The organism is Caenispirillum bisanense (assembly GCF_039523075.1).
Taxonomy (GTDB): Bacteria; Pseudomonadota; Alphaproteobacteria; order Rhodospirillales; family Rhodospirillaceae; genus Caenispirillum; species Caenispirillum bisanense.
The window spans coordinates 25658-46223 of the sequence record NZ_BAAAEP010000039.1 but is presented as its reverse complement, the minus strand read 5'-3'; the positions used below and the strand labels follow the sequence as shown (position 1 = coordinate 46223).

At 71.3% G+C, this 20566-nt stretch carries 20 protein-coding genes; 13 read left to right on the top strand and 7 right to left on the bottom strand.

Features of this window, described 5'->3' with window-relative positions; genetic code table 11:
* Positions 1-258 precede the first annotated feature (258 nt).
* Complete coding sequence (locus ABD056_RS16195; protein ID WP_343868291.1) at positions 259-549, top strand: hypothetical protein; 291 nt, start codon at positions 259-261, stop codon at positions 547-549.
* Here ABD056_RS16195 and ABD056_RS16190 read toward each other — a convergent pair.
* Positions 529-921 carry a response regulator gene (locus ABD056_RS16190; protein WP_343868289.1) on the bottom strand — a complete coding sequence of 131 codons (393 nt, stop codon included), beginning with the start codon at positions 919-921 and terminating at the stop codon, positions 529-531. The two genes, ABD056_RS16195 and ABD056_RS16190, sit on opposite strands and share 21 nt — an antisense overlap.
* A complete protein-coding gene (locus tag ABD056_RS16185; protein ID WP_343868287.1) occupies positions 918-2588 on the bottom strand; it encodes a sensor histidine kinase in 1671 nt (556 codons plus the stop codon). The genes ABD056_RS16190 and ABD056_RS16185 overlap by 4 nt, the downstream gene beginning before the upstream one ends.
* 249 nt (positions 2589-2837) lie before the next feature.
* Here ABD056_RS16185 and ABD056_RS16180 point away from each other — a divergent pair, with 249 nt between their 5' ends.
* Positions 2838-3959, top strand: coding sequence for an efflux RND transporter periplasmic adaptor subunit (locus tag ABD056_RS16180; protein ID WP_343868285.1), 1122 nt, complete (start codon positions 2838-2840; stop codon positions 3957-3959).
* Positions 3960-3975: 16 nt separating this feature from the next.
* Positions 3976-7080 carry an efflux RND transporter permease subunit gene (locus ABD056_RS16175; RefSeq protein ID WP_343868283.1) on the top strand — a complete coding sequence of 1035 codons (3105 nt, stop codon included), beginning with the start codon at positions 3976-3978 and terminating at the stop codon, positions 7078-7080.
* A 10-nt stretch (positions 7081-7090) separates the two neighbouring features.
* Here ABD056_RS16175 and ABD056_RS16170 read toward each other — a convergent pair whose 3' ends face one another.
* Both ABD056_RS16170 and ABD056_RS16165 read right to left on the bottom strand, forming a co-directional pair.
* A complete protein-coding gene (locus ABD056_RS16170; RefSeq protein WP_343868282.1) occupies positions 7091-7735 on the bottom strand; it encodes a DUF6134 family protein in 645 nt (214 codons plus the stop codon).
* 26 nt (positions 7736-7761) lie between these two features.
* Positions 7762-8061 (bottom strand): SCP2 sterol-binding domain-containing protein, encoded by a 300-nt coding sequence (locus ABD056_RS16165; RefSeq protein ID WP_343868280.1) that lies wholly within the window; start codon positions 8059-8061, stop codon positions 7762-7764.
* Between the two features lie 236 nt (positions 8062-8297).
* Between ABD056_RS16165 and ABD056_RS16160 the strand changes: the two genes are divergently transcribed.
* From ABD056_RS16160 to ABD056_RS16145, 4 genes are all read left to right on the top strand, one after another.
* Positions 8298-9392: an EAL domain-containing protein gene (locus tag ABD056_RS16160; protein WP_343868278.1), complete on the top strand. Its 1095-nt coding sequence runs from the start codon at positions 8298-8300 to the stop codon at positions 9390-9392.
* Between the two features lie 68 nt (positions 9393-9460).
* A complete protein-coding gene (locus tag ABD056_RS16155; RefSeq protein ID WP_343868276.1) occupies positions 9461-10234 on the top strand; it encodes a dienelactone hydrolase family protein in 774 nt (257 codons plus the stop codon).
* 156 nt (positions 10235-10390) lie between these two features.
* Positions 10391-11575 (top strand): type III PLP-dependent enzyme, encoded by a 1185-nt coding sequence (locus ABD056_RS16150; protein WP_343868275.1) that lies wholly within the window; start codon positions 10391-10393, stop codon positions 11573-11575.
* Between the two features lie 77 nt (positions 11576-11652).
* Entirely contained in the window at positions 11653-11985 is a 333-nt protein-coding gene (locus tag ABD056_RS16145; protein ID WP_343868274.1) for a hypothetical protein, read from the top strand.
* Positions 11986-12125: 140 nt separating this feature from the next.
* Here the strand turns inward: ABD056_RS16145 and ABD056_RS16140 are convergent, their stop codons facing one another.
* Entirely contained in the window at positions 12126-12458 is a 333-nt protein-coding gene (locus ABD056_RS16140; RefSeq protein WP_343868272.1) for a helix-turn-helix domain-containing protein, read from the bottom strand.
* Between the two features lie 16 nt (positions 12459-12474).
* Positions 12475-12786, bottom strand: coding sequence for a type II toxin-antitoxin system RelE/ParE family toxin (locus ABD056_RS16135; RefSeq protein WP_343868271.1), 312 nt, complete (start codon positions 12784-12786; stop codon positions 12475-12477).
* A 131-nt stretch (positions 12787-12917) separates the two neighbouring features.
* On the opposite strand from ABD056_RS16135, the gene ABD056_RS16130 reads away from it, so the two are divergent.
* The 6 genes from ABD056_RS16130 to ABD056_RS16105 all read left to right on the top strand — a co-directional run bounded on the left by ABD056_RS16130 (position 12918) and on the right by ABD056_RS16105 (position 19296).
* Positions 12918-13745 (top strand): alpha/beta fold hydrolase, encoded by an 828-nt coding sequence (locus ABD056_RS16130; protein ID WP_343868269.1) that lies wholly within the window; start codon positions 12918-12920, stop codon positions 13743-13745.
* Between the two features lie 94 nt (positions 13746-13839).
* Positions 13840-15279 carry an FAD-binding oxidoreductase gene (locus tag ABD056_RS16125; protein WP_343868268.1) on the top strand — a complete coding sequence of 480 codons (1440 nt, stop codon included), beginning with the start codon at positions 13840-13842 and terminating at the stop codon, positions 15277-15279.
* Positions 15280-15422: 143 nt separating this feature from the next.
* Positions 15423-16547 carry an AI-2E family transporter gene (locus ABD056_RS16120; RefSeq protein WP_343868266.1) on the top strand — a complete coding sequence of 375 codons (1125 nt, stop codon included), beginning with the start codon at positions 15423-15425 and terminating at the stop codon, positions 16545-16547.
* Between the two features lie 54 nt (positions 16548-16601).
* Positions 16602-17828 carry an SLC13 family permease gene (locus ABD056_RS16115; protein WP_343868263.1) on the top strand — a complete coding sequence of 409 codons (1227 nt, stop codon included), beginning with the start codon at positions 16602-16604 and terminating at the stop codon, positions 17826-17828.
* 32 nt (positions 17829-17860) lie between these two features.
* Complete coding sequence (locus ABD056_RS16110) at positions 17861-18778, top strand: PhzF family phenazine biosynthesis protein (RefSeq protein WP_343868262.1); 918 nt, start codon at positions 17861-17863, stop codon at positions 18776-18778.
* Between the two features lie 17 nt (positions 18779-18795).
* Positions 18796-19296, top strand: coding sequence for a DUF2867 domain-containing protein (locus ABD056_RS16105; protein WP_343868260.1), 501 nt, complete (start codon positions 18796-18798; stop codon positions 19294-19296).
* 122 nt (positions 19297-19418) lie between these two features.
* On the opposite strand, the gene ABD056_RS16100 is transcribed toward ABD056_RS16105, so the two are convergent.
* Positions 19419-20462 carry a Fe(3+) ABC transporter substrate-binding protein gene (locus ABD056_RS16100; RefSeq protein WP_343868259.1) on the bottom strand — a complete coding sequence of 348 codons (1044 nt, stop codon included), beginning with the start codon at positions 20460-20462 and terminating at the stop codon, positions 19419-19421.
* Between the last annotated feature and the right edge of the window lie 104 nt (positions 20463-20566).

Here is a 20566-nt window from a genome sequence, read left to right as displayed (position 1 = left end):
GGCGGGGGGGGGGGGGGGGGGGGGCGCCGGCGCCGGTGCCTCGCTCCCGCCGCCGCGCATCGCCGGACCCTCCGGCAGCGGGAGCGAGGCACCGGCGCCGGCGCCCCGCATCGCCCGGCCGCCGGCCGCTGACGAGGCGCCGCGTCCGCGCATCGCCACCGACCCCAAGACGCAATGATCCGTCGGGGCGGTTGAGCCGCGGGCGCCGCCGTGGCACAAGGGAAGCCTCAGCCACAGCGCCACGGGGGAAACGCGGCCATGGACGAAACCCGCCTGACCGGCAAGCTGCCCAACCTGGACGTGGAAATCGTCAGTCGCCGGGGCGACGGCGCGGCGGGCGAGACGGTGACCATCACCTTCACCGCCACCCCCGACCTCGCCACCGCCGCCGCCGGGCTGCTGACCAATCCGGCGGCGCTGCTGGCCGGGCTGCCCGGCGCCCACCCCGTCACCTGGTGGATGGGCATGGCCCAGGCGGCGTGGCAGCCGTGGATCAACCTGATGCAGGCCAACCCCTTCCTGCAGCCGCTACCGCGCCGCCGGCGCTGACGGCTGCCGCAGGGCGCGGGCCAGCTGTTCCGGCAGGATCGGCTTGGCGAGGATGGCGCGCGGCGCCAGCGCCCGCATGCGCGCCACCGTCTGCGGCTCGGTGGAGCCGGTGATGAAGATCACCTCCGTCCCCAGGGTGGTGCGGATGGTTTCCGCCGCCGTGATGCCGTCGGCGCCGCTGCCGAGGCGCACGTCCATCAGCGCGACATCGGGGCGGGCGGCGTCGCACAGGGCGACGGCCTCGGCCGGCGTCGCCGCCGTGCCGACCACCTCGCAGCCCAGCTGCTGGGCAACTTCTTCCAGGTAAGCGAGGATCAGGAAATCGTCGTCGACGATGACGACGCGGGGCATGGCCTTGGGCGTGGCCGTCACGATGGGGTCTCCGGTTGGGGCAGGGTGATGGTCAGGCGGGTGCCGCCGTCGCGGTCGACCAGCAGCGTGCCCTTCAGCTGCTTCACCAGCGACTGCACGATGCGGTGGCCGAGCGACCGGCCGGTCGGCACCGGCACCGCCGCCGCGTCCTCCTGGCAGCCGCAGCCGCAGCCGTCGTCGCCGAGGCGCAGGCACAGCATGCCGTCCTGGCGGCCGAGGGACACCGATATGGTCCCGCGGCGACCGTCCGGGAAGGCATGCTTGAAGGCGTTGGACAGCACCTCGTTGACGATCAGGCCGATGGGGATGGCCAGGTCGAGCGGCAGCGGCAGCGGCTCCGCCCCCACCGCCAGGGAGATGCCGCGATCCTCCGCCCCGAACGACAGGGCGAGGCGGTCACAGAGGTCGCGCAGGAAGGTGTCGGCGCGCAGGGTGGTGAGATCGCCGCCGCCCAGCAGCTGCTGGTGAACGAAGCCGAGGGCGTTGATGCGCCGCCGCGCCGCCTCCAGGGCCTGCCGCGAGTCCTCGTCCACCCGGCTGCTTTGCAGGGCCAGCAGGGCCTCGACCATCTGCAGGTTGTTCTTCACCCGGTGGTGGACCTCGTGCAGCAGCAGGCTCTTTTCCGCCACCGCCGCCTCCAGCGCCGAGTTGGTGGTGCGCAGGGCGGCGGTGCGGGCCTCGACGCGGCGTTCCAGATCCTCGTTGCTGTGGCGCAGGGCGGCGGCCATGGCCTCCTGCCGGCGCAGGCCGCGCAGGCCGATCACCGTCAGCAGCGACAGGCCGGCGACCAGCACCGCCACCACCGATGATCCGGTCAGCAGGCGGTGCTGCCAGGCATCGAACACCTGGTCCTGCCGCCGGCTGGCCGCCACCACCAGACCGTAGGAGCCGACCGTCTGCCGCGCCACCGCCATGGGGGCGCCATCGTCCGGGTCGGGCAGGATGGAGAACACCGCCTGCTCGAGGCCGACTTCGCCCTCGGCCAGATGGGGTGCCTTGTGGCGCGGCAGTTCATGCGGCTGGCGAAGAAGGATGGTGCCGTCGCCGCGCAGGATGGTGATGGCCGATCCGGGGGCCAGCGGCAGCGACTCGAAGAAGCGGTCGAAATAGTCGATGTTGACGGCGGCGACGACCACGCCGGCGAAGCTGCCGTCGGCGTTGTTCAGGCGGCGGCTGATGCCGATGATGTCGCGCCCGTCGATTCGGCTGACGATGCGGTCCCCGACGTAGGGGGCATCGCTGCGCCGCTTGGCGTGGGCCACGAAATAGTCGCGGTCGCCGAGGAATATCCTCGGTGCCTCGGCATCGGTGGAATGGGCGACCGCCTGACCGTCGGCGCCGATGACGAACAGGGCGCCCGCCTGCGGCAGGGTGCCGGCGGCCGCGTTCAGCCGCTGCCATGCGCCGGGCTCGAAGGCCCAGGCGGCAAAGCCGCGCGACTCGATATCGCTCTGGATCTTGCGCAGCACCAGGTCGCTGCCCTGGACGGTGCGGAAGGTGTTGCCGGTCACCAGCCGGGCGATCAGGCGCAGCTGCTGGTCGGTGGCCTCCAGCACCTGGGCGCGATCGCGCATCAGGAAGGCGCCCCAGGCCGCCACGGTGACGACGACGAACACCGTGGTCAGCAGCACCAGCAGGCACCGCGGCCCGACCCGCGGGAAGGTCACGTGTGCCGGATGTCGCGGCTGGGCCGTGACGGCGTCGTCCCTCAGCGCGTCATCCTTTGGCATCGGCGCAGAACCCACTGTACGAAAGATAGTCAAGAAATACCAAACTACCTCTTTTGGGGATATATCACTTTCCGGCGAGAGGCCGTTTCGGCGGAGGTTTCACGGCATCCCGACCTTTCGTCGGGGCGCCTGCGGCCTTAAATTGCGGCTGGCCGCGGTCGCGGCGCCGGCAACTAGGGACAGGGCATGAAGACGCGCATCATCGGCATCCTGGCCGTGCTCGGGCTGGCCGCACTGGCTTATGCCTGGACCGCCGGGCTGCCCCCGTTCGAGCCTGCCGAGCCGGCTTCGTCGCAGGCGGGGCAGGGCAGGGGCAACGGCGGCGGCCAGCAGCAGGGCAAGACCGTGGCGGTGGCGCCGGTGGAGCGCACCCAGCTGACCGACCGGGTGTCGGCGGTCGGCACCCTGCGGGCGCGCGAGAGCGTGGTGGTGACCGCCGAGGCGGCCGGCATGGTGCGCGACGTCCTGTTCGACCACGGCGCCACGGTGGAACGCGGCGCCGTGCTGCTGCGCCTGGACGATGCCGAGGCCCGCGCCCAGCTGGCCGCCGCCCGCGCCACCCTCACCAATGCCCAGCGCGCCTACGACCGGGCGAGCCAGCTGCGGCGCAACGGCACCATCGCGCAACCGGTCTACGACGAGGCGGCGGCGGCGCTGGAAAGCGCCCGCTCGGCGGTGGCGGTGGCGGAGCTGACGCTGGAGAAGCGCACCATCCGCGCCCCCTTCGCCGGCCGCCTCGGCTTCCGCGAGGTCAGCGTCGGCGCCTACCTGACGCCGGGGGCGGAAATCACCACCCTTGATGACGTCGCCGTGGTCTACGCCGATTTCGGCGTGCCGGAAGCCAGCCTGCCGGCCCTGGCCCCCGGCCAGACGGTGGACCTGATTTCCGCCGCCCATCCCGGCGTGCGCTTTGCCGGGCGGGTGCTGACGGTCGGCTCCCGCGTCGATGCCGCCAGCCGGCAGGTGCGGGTGCGGGCCGAGGTTCCCAACGCCGACGGCCGCCTGCGGCCGGGGCAGATGGTGTCCGCCGACGTGGCGGTGGCGGAACGGCTGGCGGTGACGGTGCCGTCGGCGGCGGTGGTGGCGGTGGGCTACCAGCATTTCGCCTTCGTCATCGGCGACGACGGCCGGGCGGAGCGGCGCATCGTGCGCCTCGGCACCCGCACCTCCGACCGGGTGGAAATCACCGACGGCCTGCGCGAAGGCGAGCGGCTGGTGGTGGAAGGCGCCGCCAAGCTGGACGGCGGCGACCGTGTGCGCGAAGTGCCGGCGCTGGCCGTCGGCACCGCCGCCGCGCCTGAATCCTGAACGCGGAGGAACGGCCGTGGTCATCTCCACCCTGTCGGTACGGCGGCCGATCTTCGCCAGCGTCGTCAACCTGCTGATCCTGGTGTTCGGGCTGTTCGCGCTCGGCCAGCTGTCGGTGCGCGAGGCGCCGGACATCAACCCGCCCATCGTCACCGTCACCACCGTCTACACCGGCGCCGCCGCCGAGGTGATCGAGAACCGCGTCACCAAGATCATCGAGGACACCCTGAGCGGCATCGCCGGGGTGGAGACCATCACCTCGCAATCGTCGGAAGGGCGCTCGCGGGTGGTGGTGGAATTCTCCCTCGACCGCGACATCGACGCCGCCGCCAACGACGTGCGCGACCGCGTCAACCGCGCCCTGCGCGACCTGCCGGACGACATCGACGCCCCCACCATCGCCAAGGCCGACGACAACGCCGACGAGGTGATGTGGCTGACCCTGCGCAGCGAGCACCTGGACCCGCTCGCCCTCACCGATCTGGCGCAGCGGCTGGTGGTCGACCGGCTGACGGCGGTGGACGGGGTGGCGCAGATCAACATCGGCGGCGAGCAGCGCTATGCCCTGCGCATCTGGCTCGACCGTCAGGCCATGGCCGCCCGCCAGGTGACGGTGGCCGAGATCGAGAACGCCTTGCGGCGGGAGAACCTGGAACTCCCCGGCGGCCGCATCGAAGGGCCGGAACAGACCCTGGCGGTGCGCACGGTGCGCGGCTACAACACGCCGGAGGACTTCGCCCTGCTGCCGGTGCGCACCACCGAAGGCGGCAGCATCGTCCGGCTGGGCGACCTGGCCGACATCGAGATCGCGCCGGAAAACCCCTACCGCTACTTCCGCGCCAACGGCCAGCAGGCGGTCGGCCTCGGCATCATCGCCCAGGCCGATGCCAACGTGCTGGAGGTGGCGGCCGGCGTGCGGGTGGCCATGCAGGCGATCCTGGACGACCTGCCGCGCGACATGGCGGTGGCGGTCAGCTACGACAGTTCGGTGTTCGTGCAGGCGGCCCTGGACGGGGTGCTGGAAACGCTGGTCATCGCCATCGTGCTGGTGACGGCGGTGATCTATCTGTTCCTCGGCTCCGGCCGCATGACCTTCATTGCCGCCACCGCCATCCCGGTGTCGCTGATCGGCGCGCTGCTGGCCATGTGGATCATGGGCTTTTCCATCAACGTGCTGACCCTGCTGGCCTTCGTGCTGGCGGCCGGGCTGGTGGTGGACGACGCCATCGTGGTGGTGGAAAGCATCTGGCGGCGGTTCGAGCACGGCGAGCGGGCCGAGGCGGCGGCCATCGGCGGGGCGAAGGTGGTGGGCATGGCGGTGGTCGCCACCTCGCTGGTGCTGGTGGCGGTGTTCGCGCCGCTGGCGCTGCAGCAGGGCGACGTCGGCCGCCTGTTCGCCGAGTTCGCCCTGACCATGGCGGCGACCGTCATGGTCTCCACCCTGGTGGCGCTGACCCTGGTGCCGGCGCTGGCAGGCAAGGTGCTGGGGTCGGACCACACCCCCAACGCCCTTATCCGCGCCATCGACCGTCTGCTCGACAAGCTGGAGAACGGCTATCGCCGGCTGCTGGGCCTGTTCCTGGCGTCGCGGCTGCCGGTGATCGTGGTGCTGCTGGCGGCCATGGCGGCGAGCGTCTTCCTCTACCGCTCGCTGCCGCACGAACTGGCCCCGCGCGAGGATCGCGGCGGCTTCTTCGTGGTGGTGAACGCGCCGGAGGGGGCGTCCTACGACTACGCCATTTCCTACGTGCGGGCGCTGGAAGCGGCCATGCGGCCGCTGGTGGAGGGCGGCGAGATCAGTCAGGCGCTGACCGCCATCTTCGGCGGCGCCGAACAGCGCATCCGCGGCATCGTCACCCTGGCGCCGTGGCAGGAGCGCGAGCGCGGCATCGACGCCATCGTCGACGACATCCGCGACAGCCTGCGCGAGATGCCGGGGGTGACCAGCTTCGTGCGCGCCCGCAGCGGCATCGTCTCGGGCGGCGGCGGCAACCGGCTGCAGGTGGTGCTGGGCGGCGCCACCTATGAAGAGCTGGCGACATGGCGCGATCACCTGATGGCGCGCATGGAGGACAACCCCGGCCTCACCAACCCCGACGCCGACTACGACGAGCGGCGGCCGCAGATCGAGGTTACTATAGACCGCCCGCGCGCCGCCGAACTGGGCGTCTCGGCGGAGGAGATCGGCCGCACCCTGCAGACGGCGCTGGGCTCGCGCACCGTCGGCACCTTCATCGACCGCGGCGAGGAGTACAACGTCATCCTCCAGGCGCAGGCGTCGGACCGCCGCAGCCCGGCCGACATCGGCGGCCTTTACGTGCGCTCGGCGCGGGCGGGGGAACTGGTGCCGCTGACCGGCCTGGTGACGTTGCAGGAGGTGGCGGCGTCGTCCTCCTACAACCGCTACGACCGCATGCGGGCCATCACCGTCAGCGCCACCCTGGAGCCGGGCTATACCCTCGGCGAGGCGGTGGCGTGGGTGCGGCAGGTGGCGGCGACCGACCTGCCGACCGACATCCGCGTGTCGTTCACCGGCCAGGCCAAGGAACTGGTGGAGGCGGAGGAAGCCGGCATCATCACCTTCGTGCTGGCGCTGGCGGTGGTGTTCCTGGTGCTGGCGGCCCAGTTCGAGAGCCTGCGCCTGCCCGGCCTGATCATGATGACCGTGCCGCTGGCCATGACCGGCGCCCTGTTCGGCCTGTGGGTGACCGGCCAGAGCGTCAACATCTACAGCCAGATCGGCATCGTCATGCTTGTGGGGCTGGCGGCCAAGAACGGCATCCTGCTGGTGGAATACGCCACCCAGCTCGCCGAGGCCGGCGCCCGCCGGGCCGAGGCGGGGGGGGGGGGGGGGGGGGGGGGGGCGGTGGAGGCGGCGGTCGCCCGCCTGCGGCCGGTGCTGATGACCGCCATCTCCCCCCCCGCCGGCGCCGTGCCGCTGATGATCGGCAGCGGCGCCGGGTTCGAGACCCGGTACGTGCTTGGCGTCGTCATCCTGTCGGGCATCTGCTTTGCGACGGTGCTGACGCTGTTCGTGGTGCCGAGCCTGTACCGCTGGGCCGCCCGCGACATCGGCGCCGAACCCGACGCCGCCGGCCGGCGGGCGGCGCCGGCGGAATAGGCGCCCCGGCCTACTGGCGGACGTAGGTGATCTTGTAGCCCTGGCGCTCGAACTGCACCTGCAGCAGGTGGCCGCCGGCGCTGTACCACAGGTCGCGGGTGACGCCGCCGGTCATGCGCCAGTGGGTCGCCTCCTGCCCGCCGAGGGTGGCGGGGCCGAGGTTCTGCACCGTCACGTCCCACGGCTGGGCGTCGATGACCGACAGCACGCGGGTGGTCTCCAGCACCTTGGGCGTCCACAGGGTCAGCGGCATCACGTCGCCGCGTTCCTCGCGCCGGGTGGTGTCCGCCTGCACCCGCCAGACGTCGCCTTCGCGGGCGAGCGCGATGGTGTGCGGCGTGCCGTCGTCGTCGGTGGTGGCGGTCATGGTCTGCAGCACGCCGTCGCGCCAGACCTCCGTCCGCTGGTGGCGGTAGCGGAACTTGAGGAACAGCACCTGCACGTCGGTGCGGGCGGTGACGTCCACCGTCAGCTGGCCGTCCGGCCCCTGGTTGAAGGTATAGACTTCCTCGCCGATGGGGTCGCTGTCCTTGTAGATGGCGAAGCGGGCGGTCTCGGCGGCTTCGGCGGCGGCGCGCGGCGGCAACAGCGCGGCGGCGGCCAGCAGCACCGCCGCCACGGCGGCGGTGGCGGAGAAGGGCAGGCGCAGGGCCATGGTCGGTCCTCCTTCTTGCTGGCGGCTCAGCCGAACACGCTGGTCAGCTTGGCGGCGATCCCCTTGGACCCGTCCACCTTCAGCCGGCCCATGGCGAAGGCGACCATGGGGTCCATCTTGCCGTCGATGAGCTTTTCCAGGTTGGCCTTGCTGATCTTGATGGTGCAGTCGGCGGGGCCGTCGGCGAAGGTCATGACCGCCGGCGTCTGGGTGGCGTCCAGGTGGACGATGCCGTCCTTGTCGCAGACGATCTTCACCCGCGCGTTGACATGGCCGAGGCGCGGCAGCAGCGGCGTCAGGCGGTGTTCGATGCTTTCGAGGCTCATGTGGTCGTTCTCCCTGTGCGGAGGCCTCTTCTCGTCACGGCCTCCCGCTGACCACAGCTTAGCGAAGAATGACGTATACGTAAACAAGGTGCCGAATACGGGAAATGCCCCCGGCCGCGCGGCCGGCCGGGTGAGCGGCGGCGGGAAAAAGGTATAGCGGTGAACCTGAAGGGGCAGGGCGTGCGTACCTGTCGGGTGCCTTTTCCTCCCAAAGTCCGCCCAGCCCGGAGACCGCCATGCTTCATCTCCCTCTGCGCCTGTTGTCCTGCGCCTCCTGCGGTTCGCCCCGGCCGGCCGGCGATGATGCCGACGGCGGCGTGCTGCACCTGTGGTCGCCGAACGGGCATGTGTCCCGCAAGCTGATGACGGCGGCCCGCGAGGCCGGGGTGGCGACGGACGGGCTCGGCGGCGGCCGCGGCAACCGGGCGGACGTGACGGTGCCGCCGGGCGGGCTGGCGGCGCTGGCCGCGACCCTGGCGGCGCCGCTGTCGGCGGTGGAGCGGGAGGCGGTGCGGGCGCTGTTCCTGGCGGCGGGGGCGGAGCCGACCCTCGATTCCATGGCGCAGGTGGCGCCGCTCGGCCGGCTGGCGGCGCGGGCGGAGGTGGGCTGGCTCGACCGCCTGCTGGCGGAGGAGCGGCTGATCAGCCACTTCCAGCCCATCGTCACCCCCGACGGCCGCCCCTTCGCGGTGGAAGCGCTGGTACGGGCGACGGACGACGACGGCAGCCTGATCGGCGGCGGCCGCATCATGTCGGCGGCGCGGGCCGGCGACATGCTGTTCGCGGTGGATCTGGCGGCACGGGCGACGGCGGTGCGGACGGCGGCGGCGCACGGCTATGCCGGGCGGCTGTTCATCAACTTCAGTCCGGCGGCGATCTACGACCCCGACCACTGCCTGCGCTCCACCGTCGCCCTCATCAAGGCGAGCGGCCTGCCGCCCGAGAACGTGGTGTTCGAGGTGGGCGAGGCCGACAGCCTGGAAAGCATCGAGCACCTGAAGAACATCCTGCGCGTCTACCGCAGCGCCGGCTTCAAGGTGGCGCTGGACGACCTGGGGGCCGGCTATGCCTCGCTCAACCTGCTGCACGAGGTGCGGCCGGACTTCGTGAAGGTGGACATGGGGCTTGTGCGCGACGTCGATACCGATGCGTACAAGGCGGCGGTGCTCGGCAACCTGCTGCGCATGGTGCGCGACCTGGGCATCCCGACCGTGTGCGAAGGGGTGGAGACGGCCGGCGAGGCGCGATGGCTGGCCGAGGCCGGGGCCGATCTGCTGCAGGGCTACCTCTACGGCCGGCCCCGGGCGGAGCCGCCGGCGGCGGCGGCCTGACCCGCAACGCAGGCGGCGGGCACCCCGTTGATGGGGCACCCGCCACCGCGCAGCTGGGAGGACCCGCCATGCCCGATCTCGAGGGCGCCGATCCCGTCACCGAACCCCGCGAAACCGTCGGCCGCATGATCCACGTGGCCGGCCGCGACGGCACCTTCAAGGCCTATCTCGCGCCCGCCGCCACCATGCAGCCGGCTCCCTGCGTGCTGGTCTGCCAGGAGATCTTCGGCATCAACAAGGAGATGTGGCGCATCTGCGAGAACCTGGCGCAGATGGGCTATGCCGCCATCTGCCCCGACCTGTTCTGGCGGCTGGAGCCGGGCATCGAACTGGACCCCACCAACGAGCAGGAATTCAAGCGCGCCCTCGACCTCATGGGCCGGTTCGACATCGACACCGGCCTGGCCGACATCCAGGACACCATCACCCACGCCCGCGGCCTGCCGGAAACCACCGGCAAGGTGGGGGTGCTCGGCTATTGCCTGGGCGGGCTGCTGGCCTATCTGGCGGCCTGCCGCACCGATGCCGACTGCGCCGTGTCGTACTACGGCGTCAATATCGACCGGTATGCCGAGGAAGCGCGCGGCATCACCGTGCCGCTGCTGATGCACATGGCCGAGGAAGACGAGTTCGTCGACAAGGCGCAGCAGGGTCGCATCCGCGATGCCCTCGCCAAGCATCCGAAGGTGGACCTGCACAGCTATGCCGGCGTCGGCCATGCCTTCGCCCGCCAGACCGACACCGGCCACTACAACGCCCAGGCGGCCCGCGCCGCCAACCAGCGGACGGAGCTGTTCCTGACCGACACGCTCGGTCCCGGCGCCCTCAAGGCGACGCCCTGAGGCTGGCTCCACGGCAGCGGCGGCGACGACGCAAAACGGTCATCGCCGCCCTCTTGGCCGACCCTGCCGCCAGGGTATAGGCTGTGATCACGATCCCCGCGATGCCGGGCCGCCGCCGGTGCCGGCGGCGCCCGCGACATCCCTACCGGAGGCGCCATGCTCCGTCGTTTCCCGACCGCCCGCGAGGCCCTTGACGCCGCGCCGCCCGACGCCCCGCTCTACTGCCTGCGCCCGCACGAGCTGGAGGCGGCCGCGGCGGCGGCGGTGGAGGCCTTTCCCGGCGACGTCATGTATGCCGTGAAGTGCAACGACAACCCCTACATCCTGCAGGCGCTGGCGGCGGGCGGCATCACCCGCTGGGACGTCGCCTCCATCGTGGAGGTGCGCACCGCCCGCGACCTGTTCCCCGACTCCACCCTCTACTTCATGCACCCGGTGAAGCACCCCTCGGCCATCGCCGAGGCCTACTTCGACCACGGCGTGCGAGTCTTCGCCCTCGACCACATGGAGGAACTGGACAAGATCCTGGCGGCGACCGACCACGCCGGCGACCTGACCCTGATGGTGCGGGTGGCCATGTCGTCCAGCGCGGCGCTGGTGGACCTGTCGGGCAAGTTCGGCCAGTCGCCCCGCCACGCCGCCCCCATCCTGCGCGCCTGCCGCAAGCGGGCGGCGCGGGTCGGCCTGACCTTCCACGTCGGCAGCCAGTGCATCTCGCCCTCGGCCTATGTGCGGGCGCTGGAGGCGGTGTCGCGCACCGTCGATCTGGCCAAGACGCCCATTGATGCGGTGGACGTGGGCGGCGGCTTCCCCGCCCGCTACCGCGGCGACGAGCCCACCTTCGCCGAGTTCGCCGCCGAGATCGGCGCCGCCTTCGACCGCCTGCCCAACCTGCGCGGCGCCCATCTGCTGTGCGAGCCGGGGCGCGCCCTGGTGGCGGCCGGCATGTCGGTGCTGACGCGGGTGGAACTGCGGCGCGGCGACCGGCTCTACCTCAACGACGGCGTCTACGGCGGCCTGTCGGAACTGAAGCTGCTCGGCCCGGTGTTCCCCATGCGCGTTCACCGCCCGGACGGCGACGGGCCGGTGGGGGAGGAACGGGTGTTCAAGTTCTACGGCCCCACCTGCGACAGCATCGACACCATGCCGGGGCCGTTCTGGCTGCCGTCGGACGTGCGCACCGGCGACTGGATCGAGGTCGGCATGATGGGCGCCTATTCCAACGCCCTGCGCACCCGCTTCAACGGCTTCTACGGCGACCGCTTCGTCGACGTGGAGGACCAGGGGCCGGTGGCCATCGTCGACCACAGCCCGGCCGAGGCCGCCGCCGCCGGCGCCTGAGGTCGGGCGGGCGGAAACCGCCGCCTGTCGCCTTCCGTTGCTGTGGCACACCCCCCACGGCAACAGGGAGCGCGACCATGGCCCAGCCCCCGCGCGGCGACATCGAAGGCGGACAGGAGCGGGATCTCATCGACCAGGGCCGCCTGGGCGACAAGATCGCCCAGCACGACCCGGCGGCAGCGCCGCTGCACACCGACAACGAGGCCGCCGGCGACCGCGTCTCGCGCTCTGCCGCCATGGCGATGGCGGAGGGGCAGGCGGCCACCGCCGGCTCCGCCCAGCAGGGGCAGGACCACTACGGCAGTCGCGACCAGCCCCAGCGCCGCACGCCGGGGCGCGGCGGGCTGATGTGGGCGATCATCCTGATCGTGCTGGCGGTGACGGGCCTGGTTCTCGGCTTCGGGTTCTGAGGGAAAAAAAGACGCGGCCGGGATGCGGCCGCGTCGAGGTTATCGTCTGCGTCAGGGGACGGAGAAGGGGGGAGCGGACCCCCTCCACGGTCGGCAGGGACACTCCGCAAGTGGGGCCGGCGGTTGGGGTTTCAAGGCGGTCAGGGCGCGAATGTGACCCGCACGGCCTGGGGCGAGAGGTCGCTCCCGGGTTCGTGAATGACGATCTCCACCCGCCGGCCAAGCCGGGCCACCGCCGCCAGCATCTTTGCCTCGCTGATGCCGCGGAAACGGCCGCCGAGCAGGTTGCACAGCTTGGGCTGCGGAATCCCGCTGATCGCTGCCGCCTGCCGCTGCGACAGGCCGCGGCGGTCGATCTGATCGGCGATGGCGCGGGCCAGTTCGGCCTTGCGCCACATTTCGTCGGCGGCGGGGCTGTCCAGGTCGGCATAGACGTTGCCGCAGCCTGCCTCGATGATGTCGTCGTCGTTCATCGGTTTCCTTGCGGGTTCAGCAGGCTCTGCCGCGTCGCCAGTCGGCCTCTGCCGCCTGCAGGCGGCGGTTGATGATCTCCATGTCCCGCTGCGGCGTCGCAATGCCGCGTAACGACTTCTTTTGAAAGCAGTGCAGGACATAAACGGTTTCGGCAAAGCGGACGGTGTAGACGGCGCGGTAAGTGCCTCCCTCGGCATCCTCCACCACTTCCAGCACGCCGGCGCCGCCATAGCCGCTCAGCGGTTTCGCCTGCGGGTGCTTGCCGCCGCACTGGGCGAGGTGCAGCGCATAGCCGAACACATCCTGCACCTCCGCCGGCAAGGTCATGAGGTCCTTTCGGGCAGACCCCACCCACTTCAAGCCTTTCACACGGCTCCCCCTCCGTGATGACGGGCGATGATAGCAATATGGGTATCGTTCGGCAAGCTGGCCGGTTTGACGGACGGTGCAGGTAGGATATGCTCGCCACCCTGCCGTCCCTCCACCCCGGCCTGAGGAGTTCCGTCGTCATGGACCTTGCCTTCACCGAATACGGCGATGCCGCCAAGCCGCCGGTGGTGATCGTGCATGGGCTCTATGGGTCGGGGAAGAACTGGGCCACCATCGCCAAGGGGCTGGCGGAGACGGCGCATGTCTTCACCCTCGACCTGCGCAACCACGGCGACAGCCCGTGGGACGACAGCATGGATTACCGCGACATGGCCGCCGACGTGCGCGCCTTCATGGCCGCCCACGGCGTGCTGGGCGAGGCGCTGGTGGTCGGTCATTCCATGGGCGGCAAGACGGCCATGACGCTCGCCCTGACGGAGCCGGCGGCGGTGCGGCGGCTGGTGTCGGTGGACATGCCGCCGGCCAGGCTGTCGGCACAGACGGTCGGCTATGCCCGCATCATGCTCGACATCGACCTCGCCGGCTGCGCCCGTCGGGCCGACGTCGACCGGGCGCTGGCCGAACGGGTGCCGGAGCAGATGGTCCGCCTGTTCCTGCTGCAGAGCCTGGAAAGCACCGGCGGCAGCGGTTTCCGCTGGAAGCTGAACCTGCAGGCCATCCTCGACCAGTGGCCGCAGATCGCCGATTTCCCGGTCACCGATCGCACTTATGACGGGCCGGTGCTGTTCCTGTCCGGCGCCACGTCCGACTACGTGCGGCCGGAGCATGAGGCCGAGATCCGCCGCCTGTTCCCCGCCGCCCGCCTGCAGACGGTGCCCGATGCCGGCCATTGGGTGCATGCCGAGCAGCCGCAGGCGGTGATCGCCGCCCTGGCCGCCGAAGTGGCGGCGCTGTAGGTCCGCCGTTGCGCCGCCTTGCCGCCGTCGGCGCAAGAGGCTAAATCCCTGTCAGGAACCCCGTCCCTTCGCGCCGACTGGAAGGAAGCGATCCGTGTCCGAACTGCTGGAGAAGGCCGTCACGGCCGAACTTCTCGACGCCATCCGCGCCGTCGTCGGCGACAAGGGCATCATCGTCGATGAGACCGACATGGCCCCCTTCCTGGCGGAAGAGCGCGGCCTTTACGTCGGCAAGGCGCTGGCGGTGGTCAAGCCGGGCAGCACCGAGGAAGTGGCCGAGGTGGTGCGCCTGTGTGCCGATGCCGGCGTGCCCATCGTGCCCCAGGGCGGCAACACCGGCCTGGTCGGCGGCAACGTGCCGTTCGAGCACGGCCGCGAGATCGTGCTCAACACCTCCCGCCTCAACCGCATCCGGGCGGTCGATCCGGTCAACTTCACCATGACGGTGGAGGCCGGGGTGGTGCTGGAAACCATCCAGCACGCGGCGGCGGAAGCCGGCTGCCTGTTCCCGCTGGCGCTGGGGGCGCAGGGGTCGTGCCAGATCGGCGGCAACATTTCCTCCAACGCCGGCGGCGTCAACGTGCTGAAGTACGGCAACACGCGCGAGCTGGTGCTGGGCCTGGAAGTGGTGCTGCCCGACGGCACCATCTGGAACGGCATGAAGGCGCTGGGCAAGGACAACACCGGCTACGCCCTCAAGCACCTGTTCATCGGCGGCGAGGGGACGCTCGGCATCATCACGGCGGCGGTGCTGAAGCTCTACCCCAAGCCGGTGGAGCAGCAGACGGCGCTGTGCGCGCTTGATGACATCCACGCCGTCACCAAGGTGCTGAGCCGCGCCCGCGCCCTGTCGGGCGACGCCGTCACCGCCTTCGAACTGATCGGCCGCTTCGGCATGGAGATCGCGGCGAAGCACCTGGACGGCGTCAGCGACCCGTTCGAGGCGCCGCACCCGTGGTACGTGCTGGTGGAGTTCTCCAGCTCCCGCCCCAACTCCGACCTGCGCGGGGCGTTCGAGACCTTCCTTGAGGCCGCCTTCGAGGAGGGGCTGATCGCCGATGCGGTGGTGGCCGAAAGCCTCGACCAGGGCAAGATGTTCTGGCGCCTGCGCGAAGGTCTGCCGGAAGCCCAGAAGCACGAGGGCGCGTCCATCAAGCACGACGTCGCGGTGCCCATCAGCCGGGTGCCGGAATTCCTCGACCGCGCCACGGCGGCGGTGGAGGCGGCGCTGCCGGGCATCCGCCCGTGCCCCTTCGGCCATGTGGGCGACGGCAACATCCACTACAACCTCACCCAGCCCGAGGGCATGGACAAGGCCGAGTACCTGGCCCTGTGGGAGAGCATGAACCGCATCGTCCACGACATCATCGTGGAGATGGAGGGCTCCATTTCCGCCGAGCACGGCGTCGGCCGCCTGAAGGTGGAAGAGATCGTCCACTACAAGGACCCGATCGAGATCGACCTCATGCGCCGCCTCAAGAAGGCGCTCGACCCCAAGGGGCTGATGAACCCCGGCAAGGTGGTGCAGGTCTGAACCGCCGTCCCCGTCCCCGCCGTCCCCGCCGCCGCCGGTCCGCCGGAGAGGCCGGTCGCCGGCGGGTGTAGGGTGATACGCCTCCGGGCTGGGGGGGCGGCAGCGGCCACAGCCGCAGCCGCCCCTTGCGCGTTGATGGAGGTATGATAACACCCGACCAGACGCCCGAACCGCCATCCCTGCTGCCGCCCGTGCGGCCGGTGCCCCGCCCCTACCGGCGGCGGGTGAGCGCGTGGCGCACCTCGGTGATCGGGCTGTTCGTCATCGCCTGCTTCGCCACCCTCTACTTCGCCTCCACCCTGTTCATTCCCATGGCGCTGGCGATCCTGCTCAGCCTGCTGTTCACGCCCATGGTGCGACGGCTGGCGCGTGTCGGCATTCCCCGTCCGGTGGGGGCGGCGCTGGCGGTGGTGCTGCTGATCGCCCTGGTCGGCGGCGCCTTCACCGCCCTTGCCGGCCCGGCGAGCGGCTGGCTGGAGCGGGCGCCCATCAACATGGCCATCCTGCGCCTGCGCCTGCAGGAACTGCAGACACCGCTCGGCGACGTGCGCGAGGCGGTGCGGCAGATGACCGAGGCGGCCTCCGGCGGCGAACAGGAAAACCAGCCGCCGACCGTCATCGTGCGCACCGAAGGCATGGTCGACTCGCTCATGTCCGGCACCGGCATCGTGGTGACTGAGGTGGCGCTGACCCTGGTGCTGCTCTACTTCCTGCTGGCCGGCGGCAACCTGTTCCTGCGCAAGACCCTGCGGGTGGCGCGCGGGCGCGGCGACCGCAAGCGGGCGGTGGAGATCTTCCGCCGGGCGGAGACGGACATCTCCACCTACCTCGTCATCATCACCCTCATCAACGCCATGCTCGGGCTGCTGACCGGGCTTGCCATGTGGGGTTACGGCCTGCCCAACCCGGTGCTGTGGGGGACGCTGGCCGGGGTGCTCAACTTCGTGCCGTTCCTGGGGGCGCTGGTGACGGCGGTGGTGATCGCGCTGGTGTCGTTCATCACCTTCGACCAGATCAGCTTCGCCATCCTGCCGCCGCTGACCTTCTACGCCCTGACGCTGATGGAGGGGCAGTTCGTCACCCCGGCGGTGCTGGGCAAGCGGCTGACCCTCAACCCGGTGGCGGTGTTCCTGGCGCTGATGGTGTGGGGGTGGATGTGGGGCATCGCCGGCATGCTGCTGGCCGTGCCCATGCTGGCGACCTTCAAGATTTTCTGCGACAACATCCCCCGCCTTGCCACCATCGGCGCCCTGCTCGACCGGCGGTGAGGCGGCGGCGGCCGTCGGCGGCCGTGTCCGTCCGTCCGCCCGTCGAGCCCTGCCATGACTGCCCTCGTCCTTGCCGTCTTCGTCGTCACCTACCTGGGCATGGCCGCCGGCCGCTGGCCGGGGCTGGCGGTGGACCGCACCGGCATCGCCCTGCTGGGCGCCCTGGTGCTGGTGGTGGCCGGCGCCATGCCGGCGGCGGAGGTGGCGGCCGCCATCGACTGGCCGACGCTGGTGATCCTGTTCGGGCTGATGATCCTGTCGGCGCAGGCGGCGCAGGCCGGCCTCTATGACTGGTGCGCCCGCCGCATCGCCGTCACCGCCGCCGAGCCCGCGCGGCTGCTGGCGCTGCTGATCGTGGTGGCGGGCGGCCTGTCCATGGTGCTGGCCAACGACGTGGTGGTCTTCGCCATGACGCCCATGCTGTGCGCCGGGCTGATCGGCCGCGGCCTCGACCCGCGGCCGTTCCTCATCGGGCTGGCCGGGGCGGCCAATGCCGGATCGGCGGCGACGCTGATCGGCAATCCGCAGAACATCCTCATCGGGCAGGTGGGCGGCCTCGACTTCTGGGCCTTCGTCGCCGCCTGCGGCGTGCCGGCGCTGATCGGCATGGTGTGCGTCCAGCTGGTGGTGGTGCGCGTCTGGCGCGGCCGCTGGCACCTGCCGGCGCCGGGGGCGGTGCCGGAGGCGCCGGCGGTGGACCGGCCGGCGCTGGTCAAGGCGCTGGCCGCCGCGGCGCTGCTGCTGGTGCTGTTCGCCACCGACCTGCCGCATACCACCGGCGTGCTGCTGGTGGCCGGCGTGCTGCTGGTCAGCCGCCGCATGGGCACCCGGACCATGCTGGGGATGGTGGACTGGCACCTGCTGGTGCTGTTCGCCGGCCTGTTCGTCGTCACCCGCGCCCTGGCCCTGACCGGACTGCCGGCCGAGGCGGTGGCGGCGCTGGCGGAGATGGGCCTCGGGCCGGAGCGTCTGGCGGTGCTGGCGCCGCTGTCGCTGCTCGGCAGCAACACCATCGGCAACGTGCCGCTGGTGATGCTGCTGCTGGCGGTGTGGCCCGACCTGCCGCCCGGCACGCTCTACGGCCTGGCGGCGCTGTCGACGCTGGCCGGCAACCTGTTCATCGTCGGCAGCCTGGCCAACATCATCACCGTCGAGCGGGCGCGGGCGGTGGGCGTGCGCCTGGGCTTCGCGGAACACGCCCGCTGCGGCGTGCCGATGACGCTGCTGTCCATGGCCGGTGCCGCCGTGTGGCTCTGGGCAAGCGGCCACCTGACGCCCTAGACTTGCCGCCTCGCCGCCGAGGAGGGCCGTTGATGCGCCAGTACCGTTTCCTGACCTGCGACGTCTTTACCGACACCGCCTTCGGCGGCAATCCGCTGGCGGTGCTGCCCGATGCGGCGGGGCTGGACGACCGCCTGATGCAGGCCATCGCGGCGGAGTTCAACCTGTCGGAAACCATCTTCGTGCTGCCGCCGGCCGATCCCGCCCACACCGCCGCCGTTCGCATCTTCACCCCGGCGACCGAGCTGCCCTTTGCCGGCCACCCGACCGTCGGCTGTGCCCTGGTGCTGGCGGCGCTGGCCGGGGAGGGCGGGGCGGAGGCCCTGGTGCTGGAGGAAAAGGCCGGTGCGGTGCCGGTGGCCCTGGCGCGCGACGCGGCGACCGGGCGCCCGCTCGCCACCTTCACCGCCCCGCGCCTGCCGGTGCTGTCGACCGAGGGCCTGCCGCCGGCGCCGGTGCTGGCCGCCGTGCTGGGGCTGGAGGCGGGCGAGGTGCTGACCCGCCTGCCGCTGGCGCCGGCGGTGTGTTCGGCCGGCGTGCCGTTCTGCATCGTGCCGGTGGAGCCGCAGGCCATCGGCCGCATCCGCCTCAACCCGGCGCTGTGGGAGGCGCATCTGCAGGCGGGGCCGGCGCCGCACCTTTATGCCGTGGCGCTGGATGATCCGCAGCGGCCGCAGTCGGTGCGGGCGCGCATGTTCGCGCCGGCCATGGGCATCGCCGAAGACCCCGCCACCGGCGCCGGCGCCACCGCCCTGGCGGCGTGGCTCGACCGCCTGATGCCGGCCGTCGCCGACGATACGGTGACGCTGCCCGTGGTGCAGGGGGTGGAGATGGGGCGGCCGAGCACCATGCACCTCGCCTTCGACCGCCGCGCCGGCACCCTGGCGGCGGTGCGCCTGGGCGGCACGGCAGTGATGGTGAGCGAGGGCACCCTGGCGGTGCCGGACTGACTGCCGGAGCCGCCGCCATGACCTCTCCCGCCCTGCACCTGTCGGCCGATGCTGTCGCCCATCTGGTGGCGCCGGCGGACGAGCTGGATTATGTCCACCGCCGCACGGTGCGGCTGGCGCGGCCAGTCGACCCGGTGGAGGCGTGGCGCCTGCTGCTGTCGCGGCCCATGCCGGTGCTCGCCTGGGCCTTCCGGGTGCGCGATGCCGTCTCGGCCCGCTTCGGCGTCGCCCGCATCGGCGGCTTCGGCGGCACCGTGCCGGCGGCGCCGGCGGTGGGCGACCGCATCGACTTCTTCCTGGTGGAGCATGTGTCGGCGGACCGCCTGACCCTCTCCGCCCGCGACCGCCACCTGGACGTGGTGGTCTGCCTCACCACGCAGGGGAATGTCCTGACCGTCACCACCTCGGTCAAGACCCACAACGCCTTCGGCCGTCTGTACATGGTGCCGGTGGCGCCGGCCCATGGGGTGATCGTCGCCGTCATGCTGCGCCGGCTGCGGCGGCAGCTGGCCGCCTGACCGCAAAGAAGACGGCGGCCTTCGTGGGAAGGCCGCCGCAAGGTACCGGGATTGCCCGCCCGGTGCGGGCGAGAGGAGGCCGGCCGCAGGTATGCGCGGCCGGCCGTCCAGGATGCCGTGGCTCAGCGCCAGCCGGTCTGGTCGAAGACCTTGGTGGCGGCGGCGTTGTACTCACCCAGGTTGTCCATGGGCAGCTCGTCCATCTTGAACTCGCCCCAGGCCTTCAGGGTCTCGCCCCACGGCACGCCGGCCACCACCGGGTATTCGCCGTTCACTTCGGCGTACATGGCCTGGGCCTTCTCGCCGGCCAGCCACTCCAGCAGCTTCACCGCATCGGCCTTGTTGGGGGCGTTCTTGACCACGCCGGCGCCGGAGACGTTGACGTGGGTGCCGGTGGTCTGCTGGTTGGGGAAGAACACCGACACGGCCTGGGCGGCCTTGGCCTCGGCCTCGTCCTTGGAGGCGAGCATGCCGACGACGTAGTAGGTGTTGGAGATGGCCAGGTCGCACTCGCCGGCGGCCACGGCCTTGATCTGGTCGCGGTCACCGCCCTGCGGGGCGCGGGCCAGGTTGTTGACCATGCCGTCGGCCCATTCCTTGGCCTTTTCCTCGCCGTGGTGGGCGATCATGGCGGCCATCATGGACAGGTTGTAGATGTTGCCCGAGGAGCGGATGCAGATGCGGCCCTTCCACTTGTCGGAGGCCAGGTCTTCATAGGTGGACAGCTCTTCCGGCTTCACCCGGTCCTTGGCGTAGAACACCACGCGGGCGCGCTGGGACAGGCCGAACCACTCGTTGTCCTTGTCCTGCAGGTGGGCCGGCACGGCGGCTTCCAGCACCTGGGAGTCGATGGCCTGCAGGATGCCTTCCTGCTTGGCGCGGTAGAGGCGGCCGGCGTCGACGGTCATCAGCACGTCGGCGGGGCTGTTGGCGCCTTCCGACTTGATGCGCTCCACCAGCTGGTCGGCATCGGCGGTCAGCACGTTGACCTTGATCCCCGTTTCCTTGGTGAACTCATCCAGCATCGGGCGGATCAGCTCTTCCTTGCGGGCGGAATAGAGGTTCACCTCGGCCGCGTCGGCGTCGGCCGCGAACAGGGCGGCGGGGGCGGCGAGGGCAACGGCGGCGACCGCAAGGCGGCTGAAGCTGCGAAGAGTCCGGGTCATGTCAGGGCTGCTCCGAGTATGGACGTAGCGACGATGGCGCATGGTGCGCAATCGAGGTGGTGCGAGTGCGAATGCGTCGCAATCCGACAGCTACCAGACCGGAA

What these genes read in the sequence shown, in the direction of transcription:
- ABD056_RS16195 (WP_343868291.1), top strand. Translation starts at nt 259, where the DNA reads ATGGACGAAACCCGCCTGACCGGCAAGCTGCCCAACCTGGACGTGGAA.
- ABD056_RS16180 (WP_343868285.1), top strand. Translation starts at nt 2,838, where the DNA reads ATGAAGACGCGCATCATCGGCATCCTGGCCGTGCTCGGGCTGGCCGCA.
- ABD056_RS16170 (WP_343868282.1), bottom strand. Translation starts at nt 7,735, where the DNA reads ATGGCCCTGCGCCTGCCCTTCTCCGCCACCGCCGCCGTGGCGGCGGTG.
- ABD056_RS16165 (WP_343868280.1), bottom strand. Translation starts at nt 8,061, where the DNA reads ATGAGCCTCGAAAGCATCGAACACCGCCTGACGCCGCTGCTGCCGCGC.
- ABD056_RS16160 (WP_343868278.1), top strand. Translation starts at nt 8,298, where the DNA reads ATGCTTCATCTCCCTCTGCGCCTGTTGTCCTGCGCCTCCTGCGGTTCG.
- ABD056_RS16155 (WP_343868276.1), top strand. Translation starts at nt 9,461, where the DNA reads ATGCCCGATCTCGAGGGCGCCGATCCCGTCACCGAACCCCGCGAAACC.
- ABD056_RS16150 (WP_343868275.1), top strand. Translation starts at nt 10,391, where the DNA reads ATGCTCCGTCGTTTCCCGACCGCCCGCGAGGCCCTTGACGCCGCGCCG.
- ABD056_RS16145 (WP_343868274.1), top strand. Translation starts at nt 11,653, where the DNA reads ATGGCCCAGCCCCCGCGCGGCGACATCGAAGGCGGACAGGAGCGGGAT.
- ABD056_RS16140 (WP_343868272.1), bottom strand. Translation starts at nt 12,458, where the DNA reads ATGAACGACGACGACATCATCGAGGCAGGCTGCGGCAACGTCTATGCC.
- ABD056_RS16135 (WP_343868271.1), bottom strand. Translation starts at nt 12,786, where the DNA reads ATGACCTTGCCGGCGGAGGTGCAGGATGTGTTCGGCTATGCGCTGCAC.
- ABD056_RS16130 (WP_343868269.1), top strand. Translation starts at nt 12,918, where the DNA reads ATGCTCGCCACCCTGCCGTCCCTCCACCCCGGCCTGAGGAGTTCCGTC.
- ABD056_RS16120 (WP_343868266.1), top strand. Translation starts at nt 15,423, where the DNA reads ATGATAACACCCGACCAGACGCCCGAACCGCCATCCCTGCTGCCGCCC.
- ABD056_RS16115 (WP_343868263.1), top strand. Translation starts at nt 16,602, where the DNA reads ATGACTGCCCTCGTCCTTGCCGTCTTCGTCGTCACCTACCTGGGCATG.
- ABD056_RS16110 (WP_343868262.1), top strand. Translation starts at nt 17,861, where the DNA reads ATGCGCCAGTACCGTTTCCTGACCTGCGACGTCTTTACCGACACCGCC.
- ABD056_RS16105 (WP_343868260.1), top strand. Translation starts at nt 18,796, where the DNA reads ATGACCTCTCCCGCCCTGCACCTGTCGGCCGATGCTGTCGCCCATCTG.
- ABD056_RS16100 (WP_343868259.1), bottom strand. Translation starts at nt 20,462, where the DNA reads ATGACCCGGACTCTTCGCAGCTTCAGCCGCCTTGCGGTCGCCGCCGTT.